The sequence below is a fragment of the Azospirillum sp. B21 genome, from assembly GCF_008364825.1.
Classification (GTDB): domain Bacteria; phylum Pseudomonadota; class Alphaproteobacteria; order Azospirillales; family Azospirillaceae; genus Azospirillum.
This window is the reverse complement of the sequence record NZ_VTTO01000021.1, coordinates 15,576-41,413: the sequence shown is the minus strand read 5'-3', so window position 1 is coordinate 41,413 and position 25,838 is coordinate 15,576. Positions and strand designations below refer to the sequence as shown.

The 25,838-nt window shown below is 68.2% G+C and carries 19 protein-coding genes; 13 read left to right on the top strand and 6 right to left on the bottom strand.

Translation table 11 applies throughout. The annotated features are described in order from the left end of the window. Window positions 1–63 precede the first annotated feature (63 nt). The 6 genes from FZ983_RS29400 (at window position 64) to pseG (ending at window position 12,300) form a co-directional block, all read left to right on the top strand. On the top strand, window positions 64–1,380 hold the full coding sequence (locus tag FZ983_RS29400; RefSeq protein WP_149228102.1) for a dicarboxylate/amino acid:cation symporter: 1,317 nt from the start codon (window positions 64–66) through the stop codon (window positions 1,378–1,380). Window positions 1,381–1,620: 240 nt separating this feature from the next. After that, a complete protein-coding gene (locus FZ983_RS29395) occupies window positions 1,621–3,933 on the top strand; it encodes an NADP-dependent malic enzyme (protein WP_149228100.1) in 2,313 nt (770 codons plus the stop codon). 217 nt (window positions 3,934–4,150) lie between these two features. Beyond that, window positions 4,151–6,154, top strand: a complete 2,004-nt coding sequence (locus FZ983_RS29390; RefSeq protein WP_149228098.1) for a tetratricopeptide repeat protein — start codon at window positions 4,151–4,153, stop codon at window positions 6,152–6,154. Next, a complete protein-coding gene (locus FZ983_RS29385; protein WP_149228096.1) occupies window positions 6,151–10,167 on the top strand; it encodes a tetratricopeptide repeat protein in 4,017 nt (1,338 codons plus the stop codon). The genes FZ983_RS29390 and FZ983_RS29385 overlap by 4 nt, the downstream gene beginning before the upstream one ends. A 168-nt stretch (window positions 10,168–10,335) precedes the next feature. Continuing rightward, window positions 10,336–11,061 carry a nucleotidyltransferase family protein gene (locus tag FZ983_RS29380; protein ID WP_149228094.1) on the top strand — a complete coding sequence of 242 codons (726 nt, stop codon included), beginning with the start codon at window positions 10,336–10,338 and terminating at the stop codon, window positions 11,059–11,061. Between the two features lie 147 nt (window positions 11,062–11,208). Next, window positions 11,209–12,300 (top strand): UDP-2,4-diacetamido-2,4,6-trideoxy-beta-L-altropyranose hydrolase, encoded by a 1,092-nt coding sequence (pseG, locus tag FZ983_RS29375; RefSeq protein ID WP_149228093.1) that lies wholly within the window; start codon window positions 11,209–11,211, stop codon window positions 12,298–12,300. Between the two features lie 18 nt (window positions 12,301–12,318). Here the strand turns inward: pseG and FZ983_RS29370 are convergent, their stop codons facing one another. Next, window positions 12,319–12,828 carry an RT0821/Lpp0805 family surface protein gene (locus FZ983_RS29370; RefSeq protein WP_014188323.1) on the bottom strand — a complete coding sequence of 170 codons (510 nt, stop codon included), beginning with the start codon at window positions 12,826–12,828 and terminating at the stop codon, window positions 12,319–12,321. A 180-nt stretch (window positions 12,829–13,008) separates the two neighbouring features. Between FZ983_RS29370 and FZ983_RS29365 the strand changes: the two genes are divergently transcribed. From FZ983_RS29365 to FZ983_RS29355, 3 genes are read left to right on the top strand one after another with little or no spacing between them, the layout of a single operon-like run. Then, on the top strand, window positions 13,009–14,625 hold the full coding sequence (locus FZ983_RS29365) for an acyl-CoA synthetase (protein WP_149228091.1): 1,617 nt from the start codon (window positions 13,009–13,011) through the stop codon (window positions 14,623–14,625). Window positions 14,626–14,629: 4 nt separating this feature from the next. Next, entirely contained in the window at window positions 14,630–15,367 is a 738-nt protein-coding gene (locus tag FZ983_RS29360) for a sulfite exporter TauE/SafE family protein (protein ID WP_149228089.1), read from the top strand. Between the two features lie 56 nt (window positions 15,368–15,423). Further along, a complete protein-coding gene (locus FZ983_RS29355; protein ID WP_149228087.1) occupies window positions 15,424–16,128 on the top strand; it encodes an ABC transporter ATP-binding protein in 705 nt (234 codons plus the stop codon). Between the two features lie 50 nt (window positions 16,129–16,178). Here FZ983_RS29355 and FZ983_RS29350 read toward each other — a convergent pair whose 3' ends face one another. Further along, on the bottom strand, window positions 16,179–17,456 hold the full coding sequence (locus FZ983_RS29350; protein ID WP_247884029.1) for a tetratricopeptide repeat protein: 1,278 nt from the start codon (window positions 17,454–17,456) through the stop codon (window positions 16,179–16,181). A 232-nt stretch (window positions 17,457–17,688) separates the two neighbouring features. Between FZ983_RS29350 and FZ983_RS29345 the strand changes: the two genes are divergently transcribed. The 4 genes from FZ983_RS29345 to FZ983_RS29330 all read left to right on the top strand — a co-directional run bounded on the left by FZ983_RS29345 (window position 17,689) and on the right by FZ983_RS29330 (window position 21,364). After that, window positions 17,689–18,636, top strand: coding sequence for a L,D-transpeptidase (locus FZ983_RS29345; RefSeq protein WP_247884028.1), 948 nt, complete (start codon window positions 17,689–17,691; stop codon window positions 18,634–18,636). Between the two features lie 112 nt (window positions 18,637–18,748). Then, entirely contained in the window at window positions 18,749–19,618 is an 870-nt protein-coding gene (locus FZ983_RS29340; protein ID WP_149228085.1) for a branched-chain amino acid ABC transporter permease, read from the top strand. Continuing rightward, complete coding sequence (locus tag FZ983_RS29335; protein ID WP_149228083.1) at window positions 19,615–20,634, top strand: branched-chain amino acid ABC transporter permease; 1,020 nt, start codon at window positions 19,615–19,617, stop codon at window positions 20,632–20,634. The genes FZ983_RS29340 and FZ983_RS29335 overlap by 4 nt, the downstream gene beginning before the upstream one ends. Before the next feature lies 1 nt (window position 20,635). Further along, complete coding sequence (locus FZ983_RS29330; protein WP_149228081.1) at window positions 20,636–21,364, top strand: ABC transporter ATP-binding protein; 729 nt, start codon at window positions 20,636–20,638, stop codon at window positions 21,362–21,364. Between the two features lie 10 nt (window positions 21,365–21,374). On the opposite strand, the gene FZ983_RS29325 is transcribed toward FZ983_RS29330, so the two are convergent. The 4 genes from FZ983_RS29325 to FZ983_RS29310 form a co-directional block, all read right to left on the bottom strand. Beyond that, window positions 21,375–22,181 (bottom strand): family 16 glycosylhydrolase, encoded by an 807-nt coding sequence (locus FZ983_RS29325; RefSeq protein WP_149228079.1) that lies wholly within the window; start codon window positions 22,179–22,181, stop codon window positions 21,375–21,377. A 145-nt stretch (window positions 22,182–22,326) separates the two neighbouring features. After that, window positions 22,327–23,493, bottom strand: a complete 1,167-nt coding sequence (gene rodA / locus FZ983_RS29320; protein WP_149228077.1) for a rod shape-determining protein RodA — start codon at window positions 23,491–23,493, stop codon at window positions 22,327–22,329. 207 nt (window positions 23,494–23,700) lie between these two features. Then, entirely contained in the window at window positions 23,701–24,894 is a 1,194-nt protein-coding gene (locus tag FZ983_RS29315; protein ID WP_149228075.1) for a GGDEF domain-containing protein, read from the bottom strand. A 149-nt stretch (window positions 24,895–25,043) separates the two neighbouring features. Beyond that, window positions 25,044–25,673, bottom strand: coding sequence for a TetR/AcrR family transcriptional regulator (locus FZ983_RS29310; protein WP_247884027.1), 630 nt, complete (start codon window positions 25,671–25,673; stop codon window positions 25,044–25,046). Between the last annotated feature and the right edge of the window lie 165 nt (window positions 25,674–25,838).

Here is a 25,838-nt window from a genome sequence, read left to right as displayed (position 1 = left end):
CGGACGAAAGAACGGGCACCCCGCCAGGAACGCCGTTCCAAGGAACGCCACGAGGAGAGTAGCATGAGCGCAGAAGCGACCGCCGGCCGGCCGGGCACGGCGAAGAAGCCCTTCTACACCAACCTGACCTTCCAGGTTCTGACCGCCATCACCATCGGCATCCTGCTGGGCCATTTCTATCCGTCCGTCGCGGTGCAGATGAAGCCGCTGGGCGATCTGTTCATCAAGATGGTCAAGATGGTGATCGGCCCGATCGTCTTCCTGACGGTCGTGACCGGCATCTCCTCGATCGGCAACCTGAAGAAGGTCGGCAAGGTCGGCGGCAAGGCGCTGCTGTACTTCGAGGTTGTGACCACCTTCGCGCTCGGCATCGGCCTGCTGGTCGTCAACCTCGTGCGTCCGGGCGCCGGCATGAACATCGTGCCCGGCCAGTTGCAGGCCGATTCGGTGCAGAAATACGCCACGACCGCTAAGGAGCACGGCTTCATCGACTTCGTCGTCGGCATCGTGCCCGACAACGTCGTCGGCGCCTTCGTTCAGGGCGACATGCTGCAGATCCTGTTCTTCGCCGTGGTGTTCGGCGTCGCGCTGTCCGCCATGGGCCAGAAGGGCAAGGTGGTCGAGGACATCTTCGACAAGATCGGCCATGCCCTGTTCGGCGTGATCGGCATCCTGATGCGCGTCGCCCCGGTCGGCGCCTTCGGTGCCATGTCCTTCACCATCGGCAAGTACGGCATCTCCTCGCTGACCGCGCTCGGCCAGCTGATGGCGTCGGTCTACATCACGATGGCGATCTTCGTCTTCGTCGTGCTGGGCGGCATCGCCAAGGCCTATGGCTTCAGCATCTGGAACTTCATCCGCTACATCCGCCAGGAACTGCTGATCGTGCTCGGCACCTCCTCCTCGGAGTCCGTGCTGCCGCGCATGATGGAGAAGATGCAGAAGTTCGGCTGCTCCAAGCATGTCGTCGGCCTCGTCATCCCCACCGGCTACTCCTTCAACCTGGACGGCACCTCCATCTACCTGTCGATGGCCGCGATCTTCATCGCCCAGGCCTTCAACGTCGACCTGACGATCTGGCAGCAGCTCTACATCCTGGTCATCCTGATGCTGACCTCCAAGGGCGCGGCGGCGGTGACCGGCGGTGGCTTCGTGACGCTGGCCGCCACCCTGTCGGCAACCGGCGTGCTGCCGATCGAAGGTCTGGCCCTGCTGCTGGGCGTCGACCGCTTCATGTCGGAAGCCCGCGCCCTGACCAATCTGGTGGGCAACGGCGTCGCCACCGTCGTCGTCGCCAAGATGGAAGGCGAGTTCGACGAGACCAAGGCGGTCGCCGAGTACCAGCAGCACTTCAAGGAGCCGGCGCTGGCCCGGCTCTGACGATACGCAAAAGACACGCGTCACACATGCGGGGCCGGATTTGGAAATTCCAAAGATGATCCATCCGGCCCGTCCAAGGATCCTGTAAGGTAAGGGGGACGGTTCGATTCGGTTCGAATCGTCCCCTCACCGTTTGTGGGCGATGGTTGGCGCATCAGTCCGAATGGGCTATAACCGCCAATCAGGTAACGCGAACGCAAAGAATTAACTGAAATCTCGTTAACCGGAGGAAGAGACCCGATGTCCGGCGATTTTGAGGCGATGGCGCTTGAGTATCACCGCAACCCGCGGCCCGGTAAGCTGGCGATCGTCGCGACCAAGCCCATGGCCAACCAGCGCGATCTGGCGCTGGCTTATTCGCCGGGCGTGGCCCACGCCTGCACCGCCATTGCCGAGGACCAGTCGAAGGCGGCGGAGCTGACCTCGCGCGCCAATCTGGTCGCGGTGGTCACCAACGGCACCGCCGTGCTAGGCCTGGGCCACATCGGTCCCTATGCCGCCAAGCCGGTGATGGAAGGCAAGGCCGTCCTCTTCAAGAAGTTCGCGGGCATCGACTGCTTCGACATCGAACTGAACGAGCTGGACGTCGATGCGCTGGTCGACACCATTGTCCGTCTGGAGCCGACCTTCGGCGCCATCAACCTGGAAGACATCGCCGCCCCCGCCTGTTTCGAGATCGAGCGCCGCTGCCGCGAGCGCATGAAGATCCCGGTGTTCCACGACGACCAGCACGGCACCGCCATCGTGGTGGGCGCCGCCGTTCTGAACGGTCTGGCCCTGGTCGGCAAGGACATCTCCAAGGTCAAGGTGGTCTCGACCGGCGGCGGGGCCGCGGGCATCGCCTGCCTCGACCTGATGCTGTCTCTCGGCGTGCGGCGTGAGAATGTCTGGCTGGTCGACCGCATCGGGGTGGTCCACAAGGGCCGCAACGAGGAGATGAACGAGTACAAGGAGGCCTACGCGCACGACACCGAGGCGCGCACGCTGTCCGACGTCATCGACGGCGCCGATATCTTCCTCGGCCTGTCCGGCGCCAAAGTGCTGAAGCCGGAGCTGCTGTCCCGCATGGCCGACAAGCCGCTGATTCTGGCGCTCGCCAACCCGGAGCCGGAGATCATGCCGGATCTGGCCCGCGAAGCCCGCCCGGATGCCATCATCGCCACCGGCCGGTCGGACTTCCCCAACCAGGTCAACAACGTCTTGTGCTTCCCCTTCATTTTCCGCGGCGCCCTGGACGTCGGCGCCACCACGGTGAACGAGGAGATGAAGATCGCGGCGACCCACGCCATGGCCAATCTCGCCCGCGCCGAACCGTCGGACGTGGTGGCGGCGGCCTATGTCGGTGAATCGCTGCGCTTCGGCCCGGACTACATCCTGCCCAAGCCCTTCGATCCGCGCCTGATCGTCGAGGTGTCGTCTGCCGTCGCCAAGGCCGCCATGGAATCCGGCGTCGCCACCCGGCCGATCCCCGATTTCCGCGCCTATCGCGACCAGCTGAACCAGTACGTCATCCGCTCCGGCCTGTTCATGAAGCCGGTCATCACGAAGGCCAAGACCGCGCCCAAGCGCGTCGTCTACGCCGAGGGCGAGGACCCGCGCGTCATCCGCTGCGCCCAGGTGGTGGTGGACGACGGCATCGCCCAACCGGTGCTGATCGGCCGCCGCGAGGTGATCGAGCGTATCATTTCCGAGATGGGCCTGCGTCTGAAGATCGGCCAGGACGTGGAAGTCATCGAGATCATCCGCGACCCGCGCTATCACAACTTCTCCGAACATTACCGCAAGCTGATGGGCCGCCGCGGCGTGTCCCCCAGTCATGCCGCCAACGTGGTGCGCACCCAGCCGACCGTGTTCGGCGCCCTGATGGTCCGCCGCGGCGAGGCCGACGCGCTGGTCTGCGGCACCACCGGCCGCTTCAACGAACATTGGGCGCACATCTGCGGCCTGATCGGCCTGCGCGACGGCGTGAAGGTCGCGGCGACGATGAACGCGCTGATCTCGCAGAAGGGCGTCCACTTCATCACCGACACCTACGTCAACCCCGACCCGACCGCCGAGCAGGTGGCCGAGATCGCCCGGCTGGCGGCGGACGAGGTGAAGCGCTTCGGCATCGAGCCGAAGGTGGCGCTGCTGTCCCACTCCAACTTCGGCAGCGCCGATACGCCGTCGGCCCGCAAGATGCGCGCGGCGGTTGAACTGGCGTATGAGCAGATGCCGGACGTGGAGATCGACGGAGAGATGCACGCCGACGCCGCCCTCGCCCCCGCCATCCGCAAGGAACTGCTGCCCGACAGCCGCCTGAAGGGCGAGGCGAACCTGCTGGTGATGCCGACGCTGGACGCCGCCAACATCGCCTTCAACATGATGAAGATCCTGGGCGAGGCGCAGAATGTCGGCCCGATCCTGCTGGGCGTGCAGCGGCCGGTCCACATCGTCACCCCGTCGGTCACCACCCGCGGTCTGGTCAACATGACCGCCGTCGCCGTGGTTGACGCCCAACTCGCCGATCCGGTCAACGCCGCCCCGACCCCGCCGGTGGGCGTGGGAGCGTAAGAAGGGGTTTTTGCCCCCACCCTAACCCTCCGTCGCTCTCGGCCGGCCGAAGTCCCGTCTGATCGCGGGAGAGGGATTTCCGCCGCTCTGCCACTCAACTCCCTCTCCCACCGAAGGTGGGGGAGGGTTGGGGAGGGGCAAGCGCAGCGCCATACCCCTTCCACCGCACCCAATTCGTGCTATCCCTTACCCGTAGCCAACAAAATCGGCACGGGGCATGAGCAACCAGCGCAAATCCGGCAACTCCGCCGCCGCCAATGCCGCGGCGCTGGTGGGACGAGCCGTGCCGCTGCATCAGGCAGGCCGCTTGGCCGACGCCGAAGCTCTCTATCGGCAAGCAATCGCCGCCCAGCCGCGCCATCCCGACGCGCTCCATCTGTTGGGCATGATCGCCTGCCAGACCGGCCGTCTCGAAGAGGCCGCCGACCTGATCGGACAGGCGGTGGCGGCCAAGCGCGACGTTCCCGATTACCACGCCAACCTCGCCTACGCCCTCCAGGCCCTTGGCCGTTCGGCGGAGGCGGAGCGGGCGGCCCGCAATGCAATGCGCTTGCGCAACCCGTTTTCCGAAGCCGCCAACACGCTCGGCAATGCCCTGAACGCCCAGGGAAAGGCGGAGGCGGCGGCAACCGCCTACCGGGCAGCCCTGCGCGCCCGCCCCGATTATGCGGAGGCGGAGGGCAATCTCGGCGCAGTGCTGCGCAGCCTCGGCCGTTCGGCGGAGGCGGAACCGTTGCTTCGCCACGCGCTGGCAACCAGCCCGATGCTGACCGAGGCGCGCGCCGCATTGGGTCTCGCTCTGCTCGACCTCGGCCGTGCCGACGAGGGTGAGGCGGCACTGCGCGCCGTACTGGCCCGCCGACCCGACCACGCTGCCGCGGCGTTGGCGCTGGCCGGTTGCCTCCAGCGTCGCTGTGAGGATTCCGAGCCAGTCTATCGACGCTATATGGCGTTGGAACCGGCGGATGCCGAAGCGTGGAACGCCTTCGGTCTCGCCCTGCAAAACGCCGATTGCATCGAACCGGCGGCGGAGGCTTTCGCCCGCGCGCTGCGGCTGACGCCGGAAATGGCGGAGGCGATGACCAACCTCGGCACCATCAGGCGCATGCAGGGTCGAACCACGGAGTCCGCCGATCTGCAGCGCAGTGCGCTGGACCAGCGCCCCGGCTATGCCGCCGCCCATACCAATCTGGCACTCGCCCTTCAGGATTCGGGCGACGAGGATGGAGCGGAGGAGGAATTCACCCGTGCACTCGACGCCGATCCGGCGCAGGCGCTCGCCCGTTTCAACCGCGCCATCCTGCGCCTGCGCCAGGGGCGGCTGGCGGAGGGGTGGGAGGACTATGCCGCCCGCTTCGACTCCGGCCGGCTGCGGCCCAAGCGACCGTTCGGCATCCCTGAATGGGAGGGCGACGATCTCGCCGGCCGGCGCCTTCTGCTGTGGGCGGAGCAGGGGCTGGGTGACGAATTCATGTTCGGCGCCCTGCTGCCGCAGGCCATTGCCCGGTATCCCGACGCGATCGTTGAATGCGAACCGCGCCTAGTCTCGCTGTTCCAGCGCTCCTTTCCCGACAGCATCATTCGCGCCCCGACACGCCGGCCGACCGATGCCGATTGCCATCTGCCCTTTGGTTCGCTGCCGCGGCTGATGTGGAGGACGGCGCCAGTTCCGACGCCGCCCGCCGGTTGGCTGAAGCCGGATCCGGAACGGGCGGCGGCATGGAGGCAGCGTCTGGATGCGCTCGGCCCCGGTGTGGCGGTCGGCATCGCCTGGACCAGCCAGCGCATCACCACCGAACGCCGTCAGTCCTACACCGTGTTTGAGGATTGGCTGCCTCTGCTGCGCCTTCCGGGCCTGCATCCGGTCAGCCTGCAATATGACGGACGCGAAGACGAAATCGCGGCGGTCGAGGACAGCTTCGGTCTGCGCATCCACCGCTGGCCCGATCTGGACCAGATCGGCGATCTGGAGAACACGGCAGCCCTGATGGCGAACCTGGATCTGGCGGTTACAATAGCGTCTTCCGCCGGAGAGATGGCAGCGGCGCTCGGCGTGCCGGTCTGGCGGATTGGCCGGCGGGACTGGACACAGCTGGGCACCGCGGTGCGTCCCTGGTTCCCGACCATGCGCTGCATCCACCCCCAGGCCGGCATCGGCATTGGCGAAACCATTCCTCAGGTGGCACAGTTGCTTGCAAAACTTTCTGCAGGTGGTTTGTGAGCATCACCGACCGCTTCGCGGAGGCGCTTCGTCACCATCAGGCGGGTGCCCTGGCAGATGCCGAACCGCTGTATCGGCAGGTTCTCGATGCGGACCCGCATCATGCCGACGCTCTGCACCTGCTCGGCGTTCTCAATCACCAACTCAACAAAGACGATCAATCTATTGTTTTTATTGATAAAGCAGTTTCGCTCGCCCCGCAGGTTGCAGACTATCACGCCAACCGCGGCATTGTTCTGCAACGGCTCGGCCGAGTGGTCGAGGCGGAGGCGGCCCAGCGGCAGGCGTTGGAGTGCGACCCCGGCCATGTGGGCGCCCATTTCAATCTGGGGCTGGTGCTGGCGGTACAGGACCGCTTGTCGGAGGCGGCTTTCCATTATGCGGAGGCCGCACGCCTGTCACCCGGCTTGGCCGATGCCCACCTGAACCTTGGCGCTGCCCTGCAAGGGCTTGGCCGGGCCGAAGAGGCGCTTGAGGCGCATGGGAAGGCGGCGGAACTGCTGCCCGGCGATCCACGCCCGTGGACCAACCTTGCGGTCAGTCTGCGTCATCTAGGACGGATGACGGAAGCAGCCGACGCGCTGCGCGTAGCCGCGACACTGGGCGGCGGCGGCAACGACCCCGCAACCTTGTCGGCATTGGCTGCTACGCTCCACGCGGCGGGACGGACGGAAGAGGCCGCCGAACGCTACGCCGACACGCTGCGGCTCGACCCAAAGAACGCGTTCTGCCTCAATGGGTTGGGTCTTTGTCTTAAAGAGCTTGGCCAGCTGGACGATGCCGCCGCCTGCTTCGATGCGGCGACCGCCATCGAGCCCGCCCATGCGGACGCCCTGGACAATCTCGGCAGCATCCGCAACGCCCAAGGCCGCTATGCCGAAGCCGAGGCACTGCACCGGCAGGCAATCGGCCACCGCTCCGATTTCGCCGGAGCGTGGAACAATCTGGGCAACGCCCGCCATGCCGCCGGCCGAACAGCGGAAGCATGGCGGACTTGGCATACGGCACTGGCACTCGATCCCGCCCTTGCCGAGACCCACACCAACCTCGGCAACGCCCTGCGCAACGGCGAGCGCTTCGTGGACGCCGAACGGTCACAGCGCCGCGCGATCCTCCTTGACCCGCTGGAGGCGCGGTCCCGCAACAACCTGGGCCACCTGCGACAGGGCCGGCACGACCATGCCGGGGCGGCTGCCTGCTATCGCAGCGCCTTGGCGCTGGAACCCGCCTATGGCGAGGCCTGGAGCAATCTGGGGCTGGCGCGCCAGCGGCTCGGCGACGCCACAGGGGCGGAACGCTGCTATGACCGCGCCTTGTGTCTGCGCCCGGATCTGTCGCTGTCCCACTTCAACAAGGGCCTGCTGCGGCTGGAGGCCGGCGACCTCGACCGCGGCTGGCCCGGCTATGCCTGGCGCTTCGGATCGGGGCAGGTCGGGCAGGGGCGCCAGCCCCGTGCCCAGCCATGGCGGGGAGAGGTTCTGACCGGCCGGCGCCTGATGATCTGGGGGGAGCAGGGGGTGGGCGACACCATCCTGTTCTCCGCCCTCTGCGCTGAGTTGGCCGGCCGCGCCGTCTCCACCATCCTGGAGGTCGATCCCCGGCTGGTGCCGCTGTTCGCCCGCTCCTTTCCTACCCTCAGGGTCAGGGCGGAGACCTTGGACGGTCAGGGGCGGGAGGCGATGGCGATCCCGGACTACGACCGCCATGTGCCGATGGGTTCCCTGCCGCGGGTCCTGCGCCGCCGGCTGGCCGATTTCCCGCCGCGCCCATCCTGGCTGGTCCCCGACGCCGCCCTGGTCGAGCGATGGCGCCGCCGGCTGGAGGTGCTCGGCCCAGGCCTGCGGGTGGGCATCGGCTGGCGCAGCCAAATGATGACGGCGGAGCGCAGCACCGCCTATCTGCCGCTCGATGCCTGGGCGCCGCTTTTCGCGCTGCCCGGCATCCAGTGGGTGGTGCTGCAGTATGGCGACGTGGAAGCCGAGGTCCGACAGGCGGAGCAGCGCTTCGGCATTCCCCTGCACCGCTGGGACGACCTGGACCGCAAGGACGATTTCGACGGCGTGGCTGCACTGATCGCCGGGCTGGACCTCGTCATCTCGCCGGCGATGTCGGTGGGCGAACTTGCCGGCGCGCTCGGCACGCCGGTCTGGCGCTTCGGCAGCCGTGATTGGACGCAGCTGGGGGCGAAGGTGCGCCCTTGGTATCCATCGATGCGCCTGTTCCAGCCCCGGCCCGGCGAACCGCTGTCGGCGACGCTGGAGGACATGGCCCGCTGCCTGACGAGGCTGGCTCCCAAAGCCGATCTTCCTTCAGGAGGTGGTTCAGCAAAATCCGGCAAGGCATTGTCGGAGCAGGCAATATCCTTGCATCGGCAGGGTCGGTTGGCCGAGGCCGCCGCCCTCCACCGCAAGGCCGTTGCCGCCGACCCGCTGGGCCCGCCGGGCTGGACCAACGGCGGGCTCACCCTGCTCGGATCGGGTCAAGCCGAGGCCGCCATCCACTGGCATCGGCGGGCACTGGCACTGAACCCGGCCTTCGCGGAAGCGATGGGCAATCTCGGCGTCGCCCTCCAGGCTGGCGGCACACCGCTGGAAGCCGCGACCCTGCACCGCCGCGCCGTCCGGCTGCGTCCACACACCGCCGAAAACTGGGGCAACCTCGCCGCCGCACTGCTCGCAGACCGGCGCTATGGGGAGGCGGAGGCCGCCTGCACCCGTGCGGCGGCGCTGTCGCCGACCCTCGCCGGGGCGCTCATCACGGCCGCCGCCGCACTGAAGGGGCAAGGACGATTCGACGCCGCCGCCCGCCACAGCCGCAGGGCGTTGCGCATCGTCCCGGTTTCGGCCAAGGGCTGGTCGAATTTGGGCATGGCTCTGGCCGGGCTCGGGCTGTGGAGCGAGGCCTTGCACGCCCACCGCCGCGCCGCGGCTCTTGCCCCCGCTCTGCCGGACATCCTGCTCAACCACGGCCATACTGCGTTGATGCGGGGCGAGCGCAGGCTCGCCCGCGCCTGCGCCGAAAGAACCCTGCGGCTCGCGTCCGGCCGGGGAGAGGCGCGCATGAACCGCGCCTTGCTGCGGCTTGCCGAAGGCGACATCGCCCGTGGCTGGGAGGATTACGCCCACCGCTTTGCCGCCGGCGACGCGGCGCCCCGCCGCTTCTGCATCCCCGAATGGCAGGGCGAGGATCTGGCGGGCCGCAGCATCCTGGTGTGGGGCGAGCAGGGGCTTGGCGATGAAATCCTGTTCGGAACCGTGCTGCCCGATCTGGTCCGCCAAGCCGAACGGGTGATCGTCGAGTGCGACCAGCGCCTGACCGGCCTGTTCGCCCGCGCGCTTCCGGAGGCCGAGGTGCGGGCGCCGACGCCGGATCATCGGATCGGCTCGCAGGATGCCGATGTCCATGCGCCGATGGGTACGATCGCCGCCCGGCTGCGGCCCGGCCTGCGGCACTTTCCGGCAACCTCCCCGTTTCTGACGCCCGACCGGACGTTGGCCGCAGCGTGGCGTGCGCGGCTGGCGGCTCTGGAGCCCGGCCTGAGGGTGGGCATCTGCTGGCGCAGCAGCCGCATGACGGCGGACCGCGCCGGCGCCTACAGCCGCATCGACCAGTGGGAACCGCTCCTCACCATGCCCGGCATCACCTTCGTCAGCCTTCAGTATGACGAGCATGCGGCGGAGCGGGCCGACGCCCTGCGCCGCTTCGGCACGATCCTTCACCACTGGCCCGACCTCGACCAGCGAAACGACCTGGACGGCGTGGCGGCGCTGATCGCCGGCCTCGATCTCGTCGTTACCGCACCCACCTCCGTTGGGGAACTCGCGGCCGCGCTGGGCGTTCCCGTCTGGCGGATCGGCGTGGGGGCCGACGACTGGTCGTCCTTGGGAACGGCAGTTCGGCCGTGGTTTCCGTCCATGGAACTGGTCGGCGATCCGGCCGGCCATGACGTCGCCCTATCCACGGTGGCACAGCGCCTTCGCCGTCTGGCCGACGCCCATCGCACCACGACCTGACCATCCGAGCGGAAGCGTCAGCGCGATTCCGCATTGCGATTCCCGTGCGCGCCCATTATCGACTATGCCCGCCGGGTCCCGCGCAGGGCGGATGACCCGGCGCCCGCGCCGTCGTAGGCTCATCGTTGGCCAGCGGACATCAGCGGGAATTGAGGGAAAGGACGGTCGGTGCGGTCTGAGGACGCTCTTGCCAACATAGACGTCGCGGTGCTCGCCGGCGGGCTGGGCACGCGTATCCGGAGCGTTCTGGGCGACACGCCGAAGGTCCTGGCCCCGATCGCGGGCCGCGCCTTCCTCGGCCATCTGCTCGACTATTTGTCCACGTACGGATCGCGCCGCGTGGTGCTGTGCCTCGGCCATCTGGCCGACCGGGTGACCGCTTGGCTCGCCCGCGGCGATTCGGCCGGCACCATCGACGTGGTCTGCCAGATCGAGCCGCGCCCGCTGGGCACTGCCGGGGCGCTCGGTTATGTGCGCAAGGAACTGCGCAGCAGCACCATCCTGGTGGTGAACGGCGATACCTTCCTGGATGCCGATCTGCGCGCCTTCGTCGCCTCGCATCGCCTGTCGGGGGCGGAGGCGTCGGTCCTGTGCGTGACGGTCGAGGATGCCTCCCGCTTCGTGCGGGTGGAGATCGGACCGGACAGCCGCATCCGCCGCTTCCCGGCGAAGGCGGCGGGGGCCGGCACCATCAATGCCGGGGTCTACCTGTTCTCCGCCGCCTTCCTCGATCGCTTCATCGCGGCGGGGGCGGTCTCGCTGGAACGCGACGTGCTGGAGAAACTTCCGCCCGGCACGCTGAACGCCCATGTCGCCAAGGCACGCTTCCTCGACATCGGCACACCGGAAAGCCTTGCCACCGCCGCCAGCGTGATCGCCGGCCGGGAAACCTGAAGTCGGGAAACCTGACGGCCGCTATTTGCCTCTGCGCGCGCCGCGGTCTGTCGCTGGACAGGAGCAGGGTGCCGGGCCAAGATGCAGACCGACTCGATCCCGCGTGCCGTGGCAGGACTGCCGCGCCGCCTCTTCCGGACCAGTGCCATGGCCGTCATCCTCATCCGAGCCGACGCTTCCCCCACCATCGGCACCGGCCATGTCATGCGCTGTCTCGCCGTTGCCGAGGCTTTGCGCGACCAGGGGCACGAGACGCTGTTCGCCGCCGTGGAATCCACCCCGGCCATCGACCGCCGCCTGTCGGCGGACGGCTTCCGCCATGTCGCAATCGCCGGCCCGGTGGGGGAGGCGGCGGATCTGGCCGCCACCCGTTCGCTGCTGCGGCGGGAGCATGGCAGCGCCGTGATGCTGGACGGCTACCGCTTCGGCGAGGCCTATCGCGCCGGGTTGCAGGCTGCAGGCGCGCGGGTGCTGGCTTGGGACGACCTGGGCGACGGCACCCCGTTGCATGCCGACCTCGTCGTCAATGCCGCGCCGCAGGCGTCGGCGCTGCCCTATGAGGCGATGGCACCGGGTGCCCTGCTGCTGCTCGGTCCCGGCTATGCCCCACTGCGGCGGGAAGTCCGCCTGGCGGCTGGCCAGCCACGGCGGAGCATCGCCGAACGGCCCGTGCTGCTGGTGACCTTCGGTGGTTCAGACCCGCTGGGGCTGACCTGTCCGGTGGTGGAGGCGCTCGCCGCGGGCCGGCCGGACGGCTGCCGGATCGTCGCGGTCGTCGGCGGCAGCAACCCGCGCGCGACGGAACTGGCGGCACTCGCCGGCCGTCTCGGCCCCGATGTCACGGTGGAGATCGATTGCCCGCGCATGGGCGCGCTGATGGCGAATTGCGGGCTCGCGGTTTCAGCCGGCGGCGGCACCATGGGGGAACTGGCCGCATTGGCAGTGCCGACCCTGCTGGTGGTCACCGCCGACAATCAGGCGATGGCGAGCGGCGATGCCGCGGAACTCGGCTGGAGCGAGGCGGTGGACGCCCGCGGCAGCGATCCGGCCAGCGCGGGAAAGACAATTGCCGAGCGAGCGCTCGCTCTATGGGCCGACGCCCCGCGGCGGCAGCGGATGCAGGATGCCGCCGCCGCGCTGCCGCTGGATGGGGAAGGGGCGGTGCGCATCGCCCGCGCCCTGACCGGACCGGCTCGGTTGACCGGCGCCACCGCCCGGCGACGGACGGCGCTGGCCTGAGCCTTCCCCCTCACGCCGTCAGCTGACCACGCGCCAGGTTCCGTCGCCCTGTTGGCAGGCCGTGCCGAAGCCCTGCTGAGTGCGCCCCTGAACCACGATGGTGGTCTGGTATTCGCGGCAGAGCTGGCCCTGCGGCCCGGTTCCCTCGCGCACCGGCGTGTAGCTGCCGTAATTGCCGGTATCCGGGTTGTTCCAGCGCACGGTGCTGCCGGTGGGGGCGCTGTAGGCATTGACCGCCGCCTGCTGGGCGTAGGTCTGGTCGGCGCGGTCGAGCGAGGCGCCCGCAGCACTGCCCAGAGCCGCACCCAGCAGCGTGCCGACGCCGACCGCCACCAGCTTGCCGCTGCCGCCGCCGAAGCGCGAGCCGGCCAGACCGCCGACCACGCCGCCCAGCACGGTGCCGGCGGTCTGCTTGTTGGCGCTGACGCCGCCATAGGAATCGCCGTAGCCGGGCTGGGCGCAGCCGGCAAGCGGGGCCGCGAGCAGGCTGGCGGACAGCGCGGCGGCGAGGAAGGGGCTGGCTTTCATGGTGGCTCTCGTCCTGTTGGGTCCTGTTTGGATCGGCACGAAACCGTTCGTTCCTGACGCCATCAACATGGCAGACCCGCGACTTATTCCCGGTGCGTGACGCGGTGCCTCGCTTGCCCCTATGATCGGGTCAACGGTTCCGCAAAGGAATCGACGACAAACCCTTGGGAGGGAACGAACATGCTGCCCAACGCGGACAGCTTTGAAGGGGTGTCCCGCGCCTTCGCCTGGCGCGTCCCCGATCGCTACAACATCGGCGTCGACGTCTGCGACCGCTGGGCCGAGTCCGAGCCGGACCGCATCGCCCTGATCCACAAGCGGCGCGACGGGGGGGTCGAGGAATACCGCTTCGCCGACATCCGCGCCCTGTCCAACCGGTTCGCCAACGCGCTTGCCACCCAGGGCATCGAACGCGGCGACCGGGTCGGCATCCTGCTGCCCCAGGCGCCTGAAACCGCGGTCAGCCATGTCGCCGTCTACAAGCTGGGCGGCATCGCGGTGCCGCTGTTCTCGCTGTTCGGGGTCGAGGCGCTGGAGTACCGGTTGGCCAATTGCGGCGCCCGCGCCGTGGTGACCGACGCCGCCGGGGCGGCGAAGATCGCCCAGATCCGCGATCGCCTGCCGGAATTGCGCGCGGTCTTCCGCATCGACGGGGCGGGGCCCGGTTGCCTCGACTGGCACGCGCTGTGCGACGCGGCGTCGGACGACTTCACCCCGGCGGACACCGGTCCCGACGACCCGGCCCTGATCATCTACACCTCCGGCACCACCGGCCAGCCGAAGGGGGCGCTGCATGCGCACCGGGTGCTGCTGGGCCATCTGCCGGGCGTGGAGATGTCGCACGACCTGTTCCCGCAGCCGGGCGACCGCATCTGGACGCCGGCGGACTGGGCGTGGATCGGCGGGCTGCTCGACGTGCTGCTGCCGGCTTGGCACCATGGGGTGACGGTGGTGTCCCACCGGTTCGAGAAGTTCGATGCGGAGGCCGCCTTCGCCCTGCTGGCCGAATTCCGGGTGCGCAACGCCTTCCTGCCGCCGACGGCGCTGAAGATGATGCGGTCGGTGAAGACCCCGCGGGCACGCCATGCCATCGCCATGCGCTCCGTCGCCAGCGGCGGCGAGACCTTGGGTGCCGGGCTGCTCGACTGGGGGCGCGAGACCTTCGGCGTCACCATCAACGAGTTCTACGGCCAGACCGAGTGCAACATGATCGTCTCCTCGGCCGCCACGCTGATGGCGCCGAAACCGGGCATCATGGGCCGGCCGGTGCCCGGCCATGACGTGGCGGTGATCGACGGGGAGGGGAACCGCCTGCCGCCGGGGCGGATCGGCCTGATCGCCGTGCGCCGCCCAGACCCGGTGATGTTCCTCGGCTACTGGAACAACCCGGACGCCACCGCCGCCAAATTCGTCGGAGATTGGCTGGTCACCGGCGACCAGGGGGAGATGGACGAGGACGGCTACATCCGTTTCGTCGGGCGTGACGATGACGTCATCACCTCGGCAGGCTACCGCATCGGCCCCGGCGAGATCGAGGATTGCCTGATCGGCCATCCCGCCGTGCGCATGGCGGCGGTTGTCGGCGTGCCCGACCCGCTGCGCACCGAGATCGTCAAGGCCTTCGTCGTGCTGCAGGAGGGGGTGACGCCGGACGACGCGCTCGTCGCCTCGATCCAGGAGCATGTGAAGACGCGGCTGGCCGCCCACGAATATCCGCGCGCGATCGAATTTCTCGAAAGCCTGCCTATGACCACCACCGGCAAGATCATTCGCCGGGAGTTGAGGAACCGCTCCTAACATCATGATCGAAATTATCTTATTGGCTGCGGCCTTCCTGGCCGGAGCGATGAATGCCGTTGCCGGTGGGGGCAGTTTCCTGACCCTGCCGGCCCTGATCTACGCCGGGGTGCCGCCGGTCGCCGCCAACGCCACCGGCACGGTGGCCCTGCTGCCCGGCTATGCCAGCGGGGTCTATGGCTACCGGCAGGATCTGACGCCGGTCGGCAACCTCAGCCTGCCGCTGCTGTCCGTGGTCAGCCTGGTCGGCGGACTGGCCGGGGCGGGCCTGCTGCTGGTGACGCCCGATTCGGTGTTCCGCGGCATCGTCCCGTGGCTGCTGCTGCTGGCGACCGGGCTGTTCGCCTTCGGCAACATGCTGGCGCAGCGGCTGCGCAGCCTCGGCCTGCACGGCAACGGGGCGATGCTGGGCACGCTGTTCGTGGTGTCGGTCTATGGCGGCTATTTCAACGGAGGCCTCGGCATCCTGCTGCTGGCGCAGCTCAGCCTGTTCGGGATGACCGATCTGAACGCCATGAACGGGCTGAAGAACCTGTTCTCGGCCGTCCTGACCGCCATCGCCGTGGTGGCCTATGCTGCCGGCGGGGCTGTGGAATGGCGGGAAGCGTTGCTGATGACGGTCGCGGCGGTGGCCGGAGGCTATGTCGGCGCGCGGGTGGGGCGGAAGATCCCGAAGCCGGTACTGCGCACGGGCATCATCGCCGTCGGGCTGGTGATGAGCGCGGTGTTCTTCCTGAAATGATCGCGCTATAGAGGGCTCCACCCGCCCTTGGCCCTGCTGCGACCGGATCCGTTGCCATGCTGACCGTTTCCGACCTCGACCTGTACTATGGTGACGCCCAGGCGCTCGACGGCGTCACGCTGCAGGTGGCGGCGGGGGCGACCACCGCCATCGTCGGCGCCAACGGGGCAGGCAAGACCTCGCTGATCCGCGCCATCGCCGGAATCCTGAAGCCGGCGCGCGGAAGCATCCGCTTCAAGGACCGCGAGATCGCCGGCCTGCCCAGCCATGTCGTCTGCGACCTCGGCATCGGGCAGGTCGCCGAAGGCCGGCAGATCTTCCCCAGCCTCAGCGTACGGGAGAATCTGGAGATGGGCGCCGTCATCCCGCGGGCGCGCGCCACCGCCCGCCAGACCTACGACCGCGTGCTCGACCTGTTCCCCCGCCTGCGCGAGCGGCTGGACCAGGCCGCCGGCACCCTGTCCGGCGGCGAGCAGCAGATGCTGGCGATCGGCCGCTGCCTGATGGGCAAGCCCGACCTGATCATGTTCGACGAGCCGTCGCTCGGGCTGTCGCCTGCCCTGGTGCAGGAGCTGTTCCGCATCATCCGCGCGTTGGCGGCCGACGGGATGACGATCATCCTGGTCGAACAGAATGTCGCCGCTTCGCTGCGGATCGCCGGGCGGGCCTATGTGCTGGAGAACGGCCGGGTGGTGCTGTCGGGAAGCGGCGAGGCGCTGCTGGCCGATCCGGCGGTGAAGCAAGCCTATCTGGGGCTGTAACGGAGGAGGGGGCGCGCGATGGCCCCCGCCCTCGGCCCGCAGCCGATCCGTCAGAACATCCCCTGTGCCTCGCGCGCATAGTCGAGCAGCTTCTCCACCGAGCGGGAGTTGAAGGAAAAGGGGCGGAAACGCGCCTGCGCCTCGGCCGGCCAGCCGGCGGCGCTGTCCTCCGGCGCATAGCCCAGCAGAATCGTGGCAAGCGACGGCGGCAGGCCGCTGGAGGTGGGAAGGAACACCACCGGGCGGCTGCGCGTGAACAGGTCCGCGACGGTGTTGGAACCACCGAAGGCGACGATCACGTCGGGATCGAAACGCTCCACCGCGTCGACGATGGCGGTCAGCTTCTCCTCGTCGAATCGGGGCTGGGGGAAGGACAGCATGCGCACCGTCGCGCCATGGGCGGCGATGGTCTGCTCCCCGTCATACTCCTCGGTGATGTTGTAGCTGTACTCCGGGACGAAGCCGTTCTCGCCCGACACCGCCATGGCGTTGGGGTTCAGGATCAGCACCTCGCAGCCCTGGTCGTCCTGCAGGCGGCGGGCGTAATCGAAGGCGTCGGCGGTGGGCTGGTGCCCCTCGCCCAGCATCTGGTTGGTGATCAGCACCACGCGTTTTATCTCGGCGCGCGGGGCGGTTCTGCGCAGCTTGGGTTCCAGCCCATAGCGGCGCGCCGTCTCCTCGACCAGCAGGCGGTAGAAGCGGCGGAACTCGCCATTGGTGAAGGCGCCGACGTCACCCTTGCGGACATCGTCCTGGAACAGCCGCATGGCGATGCCCCAATAGGCGTAATGCAGCGACGGCACGGAGAAGCGAAGGGGATCGTCGAGCACCGCGTTGACCAGAACGCGATAGTGGGCGATGTCCCCGGTCAACAGGAACAGCAACGACTGGCGCCGCATCACGTCGCCCATGGCATAGCGGGCATCGACCTCCTCCGCCGCCGCGGCACGGATGTCGTCGTCGTAACGGCGGATCAGGTTGGCCAGCGCCCCGACATTGCCCCATCCCTCTCCCTCGTTGGTCAGCAGGCTGAGCGCGCGCGCGAAACTCAGCGCCGCCTCGCGCTGTCGTCCGCAAGCGTGCAGGGCGTGGCCCAGATTGGCATGGAACAGGGGAGAGCCGTCGTCGCCGGCCACGGCCTGGGCGATGCGGTCCACCGCCTCCTCCGCCCGGCCGGATTGCAGGGCGATGACCCCCAGCAGATGCAGGGCGTCCGGATGGCCGGGCGACGCGTCCAGCACGTCGCGGTACAGGCGCTCCGCCTCCGCGGTGCGGCCGGCGCGGTGATGTTCCGTCGCGACGGCCAACGTCTGCTCGATCTGGTCCATGATGCACGTCCTTGCTGTCGGGGCGGCCCCCATCCCCCGGAAGCCGTCGTCCCCTGCTGTTTACCCTGTTTTAGGAAACACGCGATCAACTTTCCGCATGCGTGGATCTACGACCATTCGGGGATGCGGCGGACAAGGCGCCACCCCCCGACCGACAACAGCCCTCGGGCACATCCCGGCACGGTGCGTTTTATGGGGTCTTGCCGCCCTTTTCATCGCCATCGGCGCGCCGATGGCGCCGGCGGCGGCACGGAGTGTTGCCCAGGCGGCGGAGGAGATCGCAGGCGATGGGCCGTCGATCGCCATCAGCCTTGCCGACCGCCGCCTGTACCTGACCGGAGCGGACGGCACGACCCGCAGCTTTCCGGTGGCCATCGGCCGCCCCGGCGTTCCGATTCCCCTCGGCGACAGCACCATCATGCGCAAGCGCCGCGACCCGACCTGGAGGCCGACCGCCAACCAGCGGCGGGAGAAGCCTTCGCTGCCGCGGGCGGTGCCGCCGGGACCGAACAATCCGCTGGGCAGATTCGCGCTCGACCTCGGTTGGGCGGCCATCGCCATCCACGGTACCAACGATCCGGACTCGGTGGGGCGGCAGGCCAGCGGCGGCTGTTTCCGCATGCTGCCCGCTGACATCGAAACCGTCTTCGCCGCGGCGGAGGTGGGGACCCCGGTGCGTGTGGTGCGAGGCTCGCTGGGGGAAGGCATGCCGAAGCCAACGGCGATCCAGTCGGCAAGAACCCTTCCCGTCGCAGTCAAGGCAATGCCGCAAACCGCGCAGCAACCGCCGAAGCCGTTGGCGATCCCAGAGCCGCCGCCCCAGCCGGTGCCCGATCCGCGCTGCCCGACGGTCACGGCGCCGCTCAGGCGGATGATTTGCGATGAGCCGGCGCTTGCCTTGCTCGACGGCCGTGCCCGCGGGGCGCAGGAGCGGTTCCTGGCCGGCATCGCCGATCCGGCCGCCCGCGCCGCCGCGGCCTACGACCTGATCCAGGAGGAACGGCGCTTCCACGAGAGGATCGCGGCGCTTTGCTGGATCCGCAGCGGAACGGAAGGCGACCCGGATATCGCAGCATCGGCGCGATCCTGCTTGACCACCGCGCTCGACCGCCGGCTTGACGACGTGTCGGAGCGGATCGCGGCGTTGCGCGGCGGTGCACGTATGGCGGCCCGGCCATAGGATCACCTATCGGAACGGTCGAATCGCATGGCGGCATCGTCATTCTGACTTGCCTGCATCCCCCTTGGGCTGCTAACCCGCAGAACCTCACCGTTCGGACAATCCGCCACCCATGCCGATCGACTATTATCTGAACATCGCGGCCTCCGGGCTGCTGACCGGCCTGGTCTATGGGCTGGCGGCGCTGGGGCTATCGGTCATCTTCGGCGTTGTGCGCGTCGTCAACTTCGCCCATGGCGAGATGATGGTGGCGGGCATGTACGGCGCCGTGCTGCTGGGCGGCTGGTGGGGGCTCGACCCATTGCTGTCGGCGCCGGTCATGGCCGCGCTGCTGTTCGCCTCCGGCTGGCTCCTGCAGCGCGGATTGGTGAACAAGTTCGTCGAGCGGCCGGAGCACATGCAGTTCATCCTGCTGCTGGGCATCGCCACCATCCTGGTCAACGCCATGCTGATGCTGTTCGGCCCGGACGCCCGCAACGTGCAGGTGCCCTACAGCTTCGACACGGTGGAGATCGGGCCGATGCTGCTGGATGCCGTGCGGCTGCGCGCCGGGGCGGCGGCCATCGTGGTGGCGGCGGCGCTGTTCGCCTTCTTCCGCTTCAGCCGCACCGGCAAGGCGATCCGCGCCTGCGCCGACAACCCGCTGGGCGCCCGCGTGGTCGGGCTGAACATCGACAGGCTTTATGCGCTCACCTTCGGCATCGGCGCCGCGGTGGTCGGGGTGGCCGGTGCGCTGATGACGCTGCTGGTCGATGCCCGGCCGCAGCTGGCCCCGGAATACACGCTGCTCAGCTTCATCATCGTCATCGTCGGCGGGCTGGGCAGCCTGCCCGGCGCGCTGCTGGGCGGCGTGCTGATCGGCATGTCCGAGGCGCTGGCCGGCTTCCTGCTGACGCCGTCCCTGAAATCCCTGTTCAGCTACGGGGTGCTGATCGTGGTTCTGCTGCTGCGCCCGCAAGGGCTGTTGGGGAAACGGTCATGATCGGCCTTTCGGGAGTGGGTTTTTCGGGAGTGACGGGCCGCGGGATGGTCCTGCTGGTCCTGACGGCTCTGGGGCTCGCGGTGGCTCCGCTCGTCGCCGACCGCTATCTGGTGTCGGTGCTGACCACGGTGCTGTGGTTCGCCTATGTCGGGCAGGCCTGGAACGTGATGATGGGCTTTTCCGGCCTGCTGTCGCTGGGCCATGCGCTGTATGTGGGGCTGGGCGCCTATGTCAGCGCCGCGCTGTTCGTCCATTTCGGCATCGGCCCGTGGGCCGGCATGATCCTGGCGATGCTGGTCGCGGTGGCGGCCGGCTGCATCATCGGCTTCCTGGGCTTCCGGTTCGGGGTGAAGGGCGTTCATTTCGCCCTGCTGACCATCGCCTTCGCCGAGGTGGCGCGCATCGGCTTCGACCACATCACCTGGGTCGGCGGCTCCGGCGGCTTCTTCCTGCCGGTGGAGGCGGGGGCGAGCGATCCGCTGAACCTGCGCGGTTCGCCCCTGCTGTTCTACTATGTGGCGCTGGCGCTGGTGCTGGGCGCGCTGGTCCTGTCGCGCGTGCTGCTGCACAGCCGGCTCGGCTACCAGTGGCTGGCTGTGCGGGAGGAGCCGGACGCGGCGGAGGCGTCGGGCGTCGACCTGTTCCGCGCCCGCATGACCGCGGTGGCGGTGTCGGCAGCCCTGACCGCGCTGGGCGGGGTGTTCCAGGCCTTCTATTTCAACAACCTGTTCCCGGAGCAGGTCTTCTCCATGGGCCGCTCCATCGAGATCATCCTGCCGGCCATCGTCGGCGGCATCGGCACGCTGGTCGGCCCGATCCTGGGCGCCTTCATCCTGACCCCGCTGGGCGAATTGCTGACCTTCCTGATCGAGGCCGGCGGGCTGGATCTGCCGGGGCTGAAGCAACTATTCTACGGCGTGGCGCTCGTGGTGATCGTGGTGTTCCGGCCGGAGGGCGTGTGGCCCTGGCTGGCCCGCCGCCTGCGTCTTGTCCGCCAGCCGGGGGAGGGCGCCTGAGATGACCGCATTGCTGGAGGTCGAAGGCCTCTCCAAGCGCTTTCGCGGGCTGAAGGCGGTGTCCGACGTCAGTTTCACCGTGCCGGAGGGGCGCATCCTTGCCCTGATCGGCCCGAACGGCGCCGGCAAGACCACCACCTTCAACCTGATCGCCGGCGTCTTTCCGCCCGACGAGGGGCGCGTGACGCTGAAGGGGCGCTCGCTGACCGGGCTGAAGCCCAATCAGGTCTGCGCCGCCGGGATCGGCCGTACCTTCCAGATCGTCAAGCCCTTCGGCCAGCTGACGGTGGAGGAGAATGTCGTCGTCGGCGCACTGGCCCGCGAGCGGTCGGTGGAGACCGCGCGGCATCAGGCCCGCGCCGTGCTGGAGCGGCTGGAACTGGCCGATCAGGCCAACCGGCCGGCGCGCAGCCTGACTCTGCCCGACCGCAAGCGGCTGGAGGTCGCCCGCGCGCTGGCCACCCGTCCGACCCTTCTTCTGCTGGACGAGGTGCTGGCCGGTCTGCGCCCGACCGAGGTCGACCGCATGGTCGGGGTGCTGCGCGACCTGAACCGCCGCGAAGGCCTGACCATCCTGATGATCGAGCATGTGATGCGCGCGGTGATGGCGCTGTCCGACCGCGTCGTCGTGCTGGACCATGGCGAGAAGATCGCCGATGGCGCCCCGGCGGAGGTCGTGGCCGACCCCCGCGTGGTCGAATCCTACCTGGGGGCCGAGGCGCTGGACTGACGGCTTCCAATCAGTTGCTGAGGTTCGACGGGTCTTCGCGGTAGCTGACGGCGGCGACCTCTGCGGTCAGCGGATGGCCGGGGTAGGTGAAGCGGCGCAGCCATTCGGTATCGCCGGACGCGCTCCAGAAGCGCAGCATCAGCCGGCCCGGCATGCGTGGCAGCAGTTCGCCCTCCTTGGCAGCGACCTGATGCACCGTCTTGCCGTCGACCGTCCAGACGATGCCGTCGGGTTTCCAGTCGAAGCCGTAGCTGTGGAAGCCCTTGGCGGCGTCGAACCCGAGATCGACCACCGTGTTGCGGTGCCCGACGCCGTTGGCGACCCAGCTGATCTCCAGCTTGGTGGTGTCCTTGCCGGCGATGCCGAAGGTGATCTCGTCCCAGGGATCGCCGAAGGGCGGGCCGGTGTAGTGGGAGACCGAGGTCATCACTCCATCCGCCTTCACCGCCTTCAGAGACACCGCGTAACTGCCGTAACCGTAGAAGCGGTGGGTGGAATACTCGCCGCAGGAATAGCGGTCCCGGCCACTGAGCTGGTCGCTGACCGACAGGGCGAGATGCCCCTTCTCCAACGTGACATTGGCGCGGTTCCAGCTGCAGTTCATGTGCCCGCCGGCCTTCCAGCCGTCGGAGCGCTGCCAGCGTGAGGCCTCGAACTTCCCCGACTTCTCGCTGAAACTGCCGCCGAGGTGGCTGAACAGCCCATCGGCCAGCGCCGGTCCGCCGGCACCCGCCAGCAGGGTCGAAAGCCCGCCGGCAAAGAAGGTGGCGATGATGGCTGCTTTCCGCCTGCCCCGTCCGGTGGCGTCGTTGCGCATGGCTGATCCTCCCGCTGAGAACGGGCCGGCGCGCAATTTCGGTCGGCCCACACCCCCATATCGCGAGGGCGGGGCGGGGCGGCAACGATGCGGGCGGAGGATGGACGCCTCCGGCGGACTTACCTCCGCCGATAATCATCGATCCTCAGTCGTCGGTGACTCCGCTCTTCGGGATGCGCACGTCGCGGTGAACCGACATGCTCAACAGCAGTCCGACGCCCACCATCAGCGTCATCATCGCCGACCCGCCATAGGACACCAGCGGCAGCGGAATGCCGACCACCGGGATCAGCCCCATCACCATCGCCACATTGACGAAGACATAGAGGAAGAACTGCGCGGTCATGCCGACCGCCACCAGCCGGCCGAACTGGCTGCGGCTGTTCAGCGCGATGACCCAGCCATAGATGAACAGCAGCAGATAAAGCGCCAGCAGGGTCAGCGCCCCGACCATCCCGAATTCCTCGGCCAGCACGACGAAGATGAAGTCGGTGTGCTTTTCCGGCAGGAACATCAGCTGGCTCTGCGAGCCGGACATGAAACCCTTTCCGAACATTCCGCCGGACCCCAGCGCGATCTTCGACTGCAGGATGTTGTAGCCGGCGCCGAGCGGATCGGTTTCCGGATCGAGGAAGGTGTAGACGCGCTGCTTCTGGTAGTCGTGCAGGAACTCCCAGGCGATGGGGATTGCGCCGAGGCCACCGCCGATCACCACCAGGAACTTCCATACCCGCACGCCGGCGGCGAAGAACACGGCGCCGCTGCCCAGGATCAGCAGCAGCGAGGTGCCCAGGTTCGGCTGCATCAACACCAGGGCGACCGGCGTGAAGACCAGCAGCAAGGGCGGGATCAGCAACAGCGGGCGGCCGATCTGGTCCAGCGTCACCCCGTGGAAATAGCGGGCGAGCGCCAGCGTCAGCGCCGGCTTCATCAGTTCCGACGGCTGAAGCTGGAAGAAGCCGAGGTCGATCCAGCGCTGCGCGCCCATGCCGATGCGGCCCATCAGTTCCACCGCGACCAGCAGGCACAGCACGATGAAGAAGATGATGTAGGCCGACTTCATCAGGTGCCGGATGTCCACCAGCGCGATGCCCAGCATCAGGACGAAGCCGGGGATGGCGCGGACCAGCTGCGGCTGGGCCCAAGGCTTCCAGTGGCCGCCGGCAGCGGAATAGAGCAGCCCGACCCCGACCCCGGTGATCGTGCAGATCAGCAGGACCAGCCCCCAGTTGATGAGCCTGAACTTGGTGCCGAGCGTCAGCTGCGACCGCTGCGGCTCCAGACCGCCGGAGCCGAGATGGGAAAGAACCACGACCGTACGCCGATGTTGCCGGTAAAGGGGACAGTGCCGGATCAGCTCCGGCGGGCGGCCGGAGGAGACCGCGGCGGAGGTGACCGGGGCGGATAATGCGGCAAGCCGCTTCGCGGGTAAAGCCGGCCGGTGCGCCGGCCGATTTTTCTAACCGCTATCGGACCCGGGGCAGGGGAAGATGGCAGGGGGAGACGGCAGGGTGCCGGCTCAGGCAAGGACCGCCGCCGTGCGCAACGCTGCGGCCGGGAAGAAGCGCACCTGGTTGCGGCCGCCGTTCTTGGCATCGTAGAGCGCGCTGTCGGACTGGGCGATCAGGTCGGAGAACTGGCTGTGGTCCCGCGTCATGCTGACGCCACCGATGCTGCAGGTCACCGTCACCCCGCCCTCGGCCCCGAGTGGCGCCAACTGGCGTTCGATGGCGTTGCGCAGCCGTTCGGCCAGCATCCGTCCGGCCTCCGCCCCGGTTTCGGGCAGCAGGACGGCGAACTCCTCCCCGCCCATGCGGCCGATCGAATCCTCCTGCCGGATCTGGCCGGCGCAGGTATCGGCCACCGCCTGGATCACCCGGTCGCCGAAGGGATGGCCGGCCCGATCGTTGATCGCCTTGAAGCGGTCGATGTCCAGGATCAGGACCGTCAGGTCCCGGCCATACCGGCGGGCACGGCGAAACTCGACCTCGCCCAGTTCGAACAGGCGGCGGCGGTTGAGAGCGCCGGTCAGACCGTCGGTGTGGGCAAGCTTGGTGAGTTCCCGATTGAATTCGTCGCTTGCCATCAGGATGTAGTTGATGGCGCCGATCACCGTGCCCAGCAGGGACAGAAGGAAGGTCGCACGCTCCACAGTGTCGTCGACGAGTTGGCCGAGCGGCGCCTCCTGGCTGAGGCCGGCCCCCATGCGGACCAGGTAGACGACAGCGAGCGCGGCCGACAGCAGGCCGGTGACATAATGCGGAACGCCGCGGTGCTCGTAACGGACCAGCACTTCGAAGGCGATGACCAGCAGAACGGCGGAAGCCGCGAAACTGACCAGCGTGCGGACCGCGGACAGATCGCTGCCGGTCAGGAGCAGCAGCAGGCAGCAGAGCGCGACGGCACCCCCCACCGCCACCGGCGCGAACGGCCGGACCGGCCGATTCTGCAGATGGCGGACGCAGGTGTAGTTCAACGTCAGCCCGGCGAGCCCGATTCCGTTGGCGAGCGGGATGAACAGTTCCGGCATCCCGCCGCCGCGCAGTCCGGCGATGAGAAAGGCCGAGCCCAGCAGGAATTTGCCGTAGGAATAGGCGCGCAGTGAATTGCGGATGTGGCGCGGATAGCGGCCGGACGCCACGACAATGGACAGGCCCACCGCAAAGCCGATGACGGTGATCACCTGCGCGATGAAGGTCGTGTCGAAATTCATCCGCCGGTCAGCCACGCCCCATTACGTCAGTATGTCGTTGGCACGCTATACGAACTCTATGCCGCTGACAAGGCGCGCGGAGCGAAGTCTGGATCGGGAGTTCTCGCTATTGCCGATCCATTGTTATCGAGGACGCCAGCGGCGAGAGCTCACCGCTTGTCCGGCGCATAGCCCTTCACGAACAGGTCGACCGCGGCATCGACGAAGCGTTCCAGTTCCTCGTCGCTCGGCCGCTCGCTGAGGCACAGCAGCAGCTTCATGTGCATGTTCGCCTTCAACAGGCCGAAGAACTGATGGGTGGCGAGGTCGAAGTCGGTGATCGCCAACTCGCGCTTGGCCGCCACATGGGCCATGAACTGGCGCGCACGCTCGAAGGTCTCGGCCGGGCCGCTCTCGTAAAAGGCTTGGGCGAGCTGGGGTTGGCGCAGCACCTCGCCCAACACCATCCGGTATACCCCCAGCGCCTTCGGCGAGGCGATGAAGCGGACGAAGGTCCGTCCGATCAGGCGAAGTCCGTCCGCCACCGGCAGACGCATCGCGTCGTCCCAAACGCTGCTCATAACCGAATTGGCGCATTCGCAGGCGACCATCGCCCGGAACAGCTCTTCCTTGCTGCCGAAATGCGCGTACAGCGTGGCCTTGGACACGTTCGCCTTTTTGGCGACCGCATCCATGCTGACGGCGCTGTAGCCATGCTCCAGGAACAGGGCGCCCGCCGCTTCCATGATCTGGGCCGGCTTCGAACCTGCTTCGGGAGTGGGGGCAACCAAGGTGGTCATACGCGCCTCGCCTGAGTCCATGTTCTTGGCCCCTACCGCGTTCCGCATCGCCCGACAAGCCCCCAGACACGCTGTTTTCGAAAACTGAACCGTTCAGTTCTGTCTTGACAACAGATAGGCCCTTCGCCATCTTCCGGCAAGACTAAACTGAACGGTTCAGTTTCT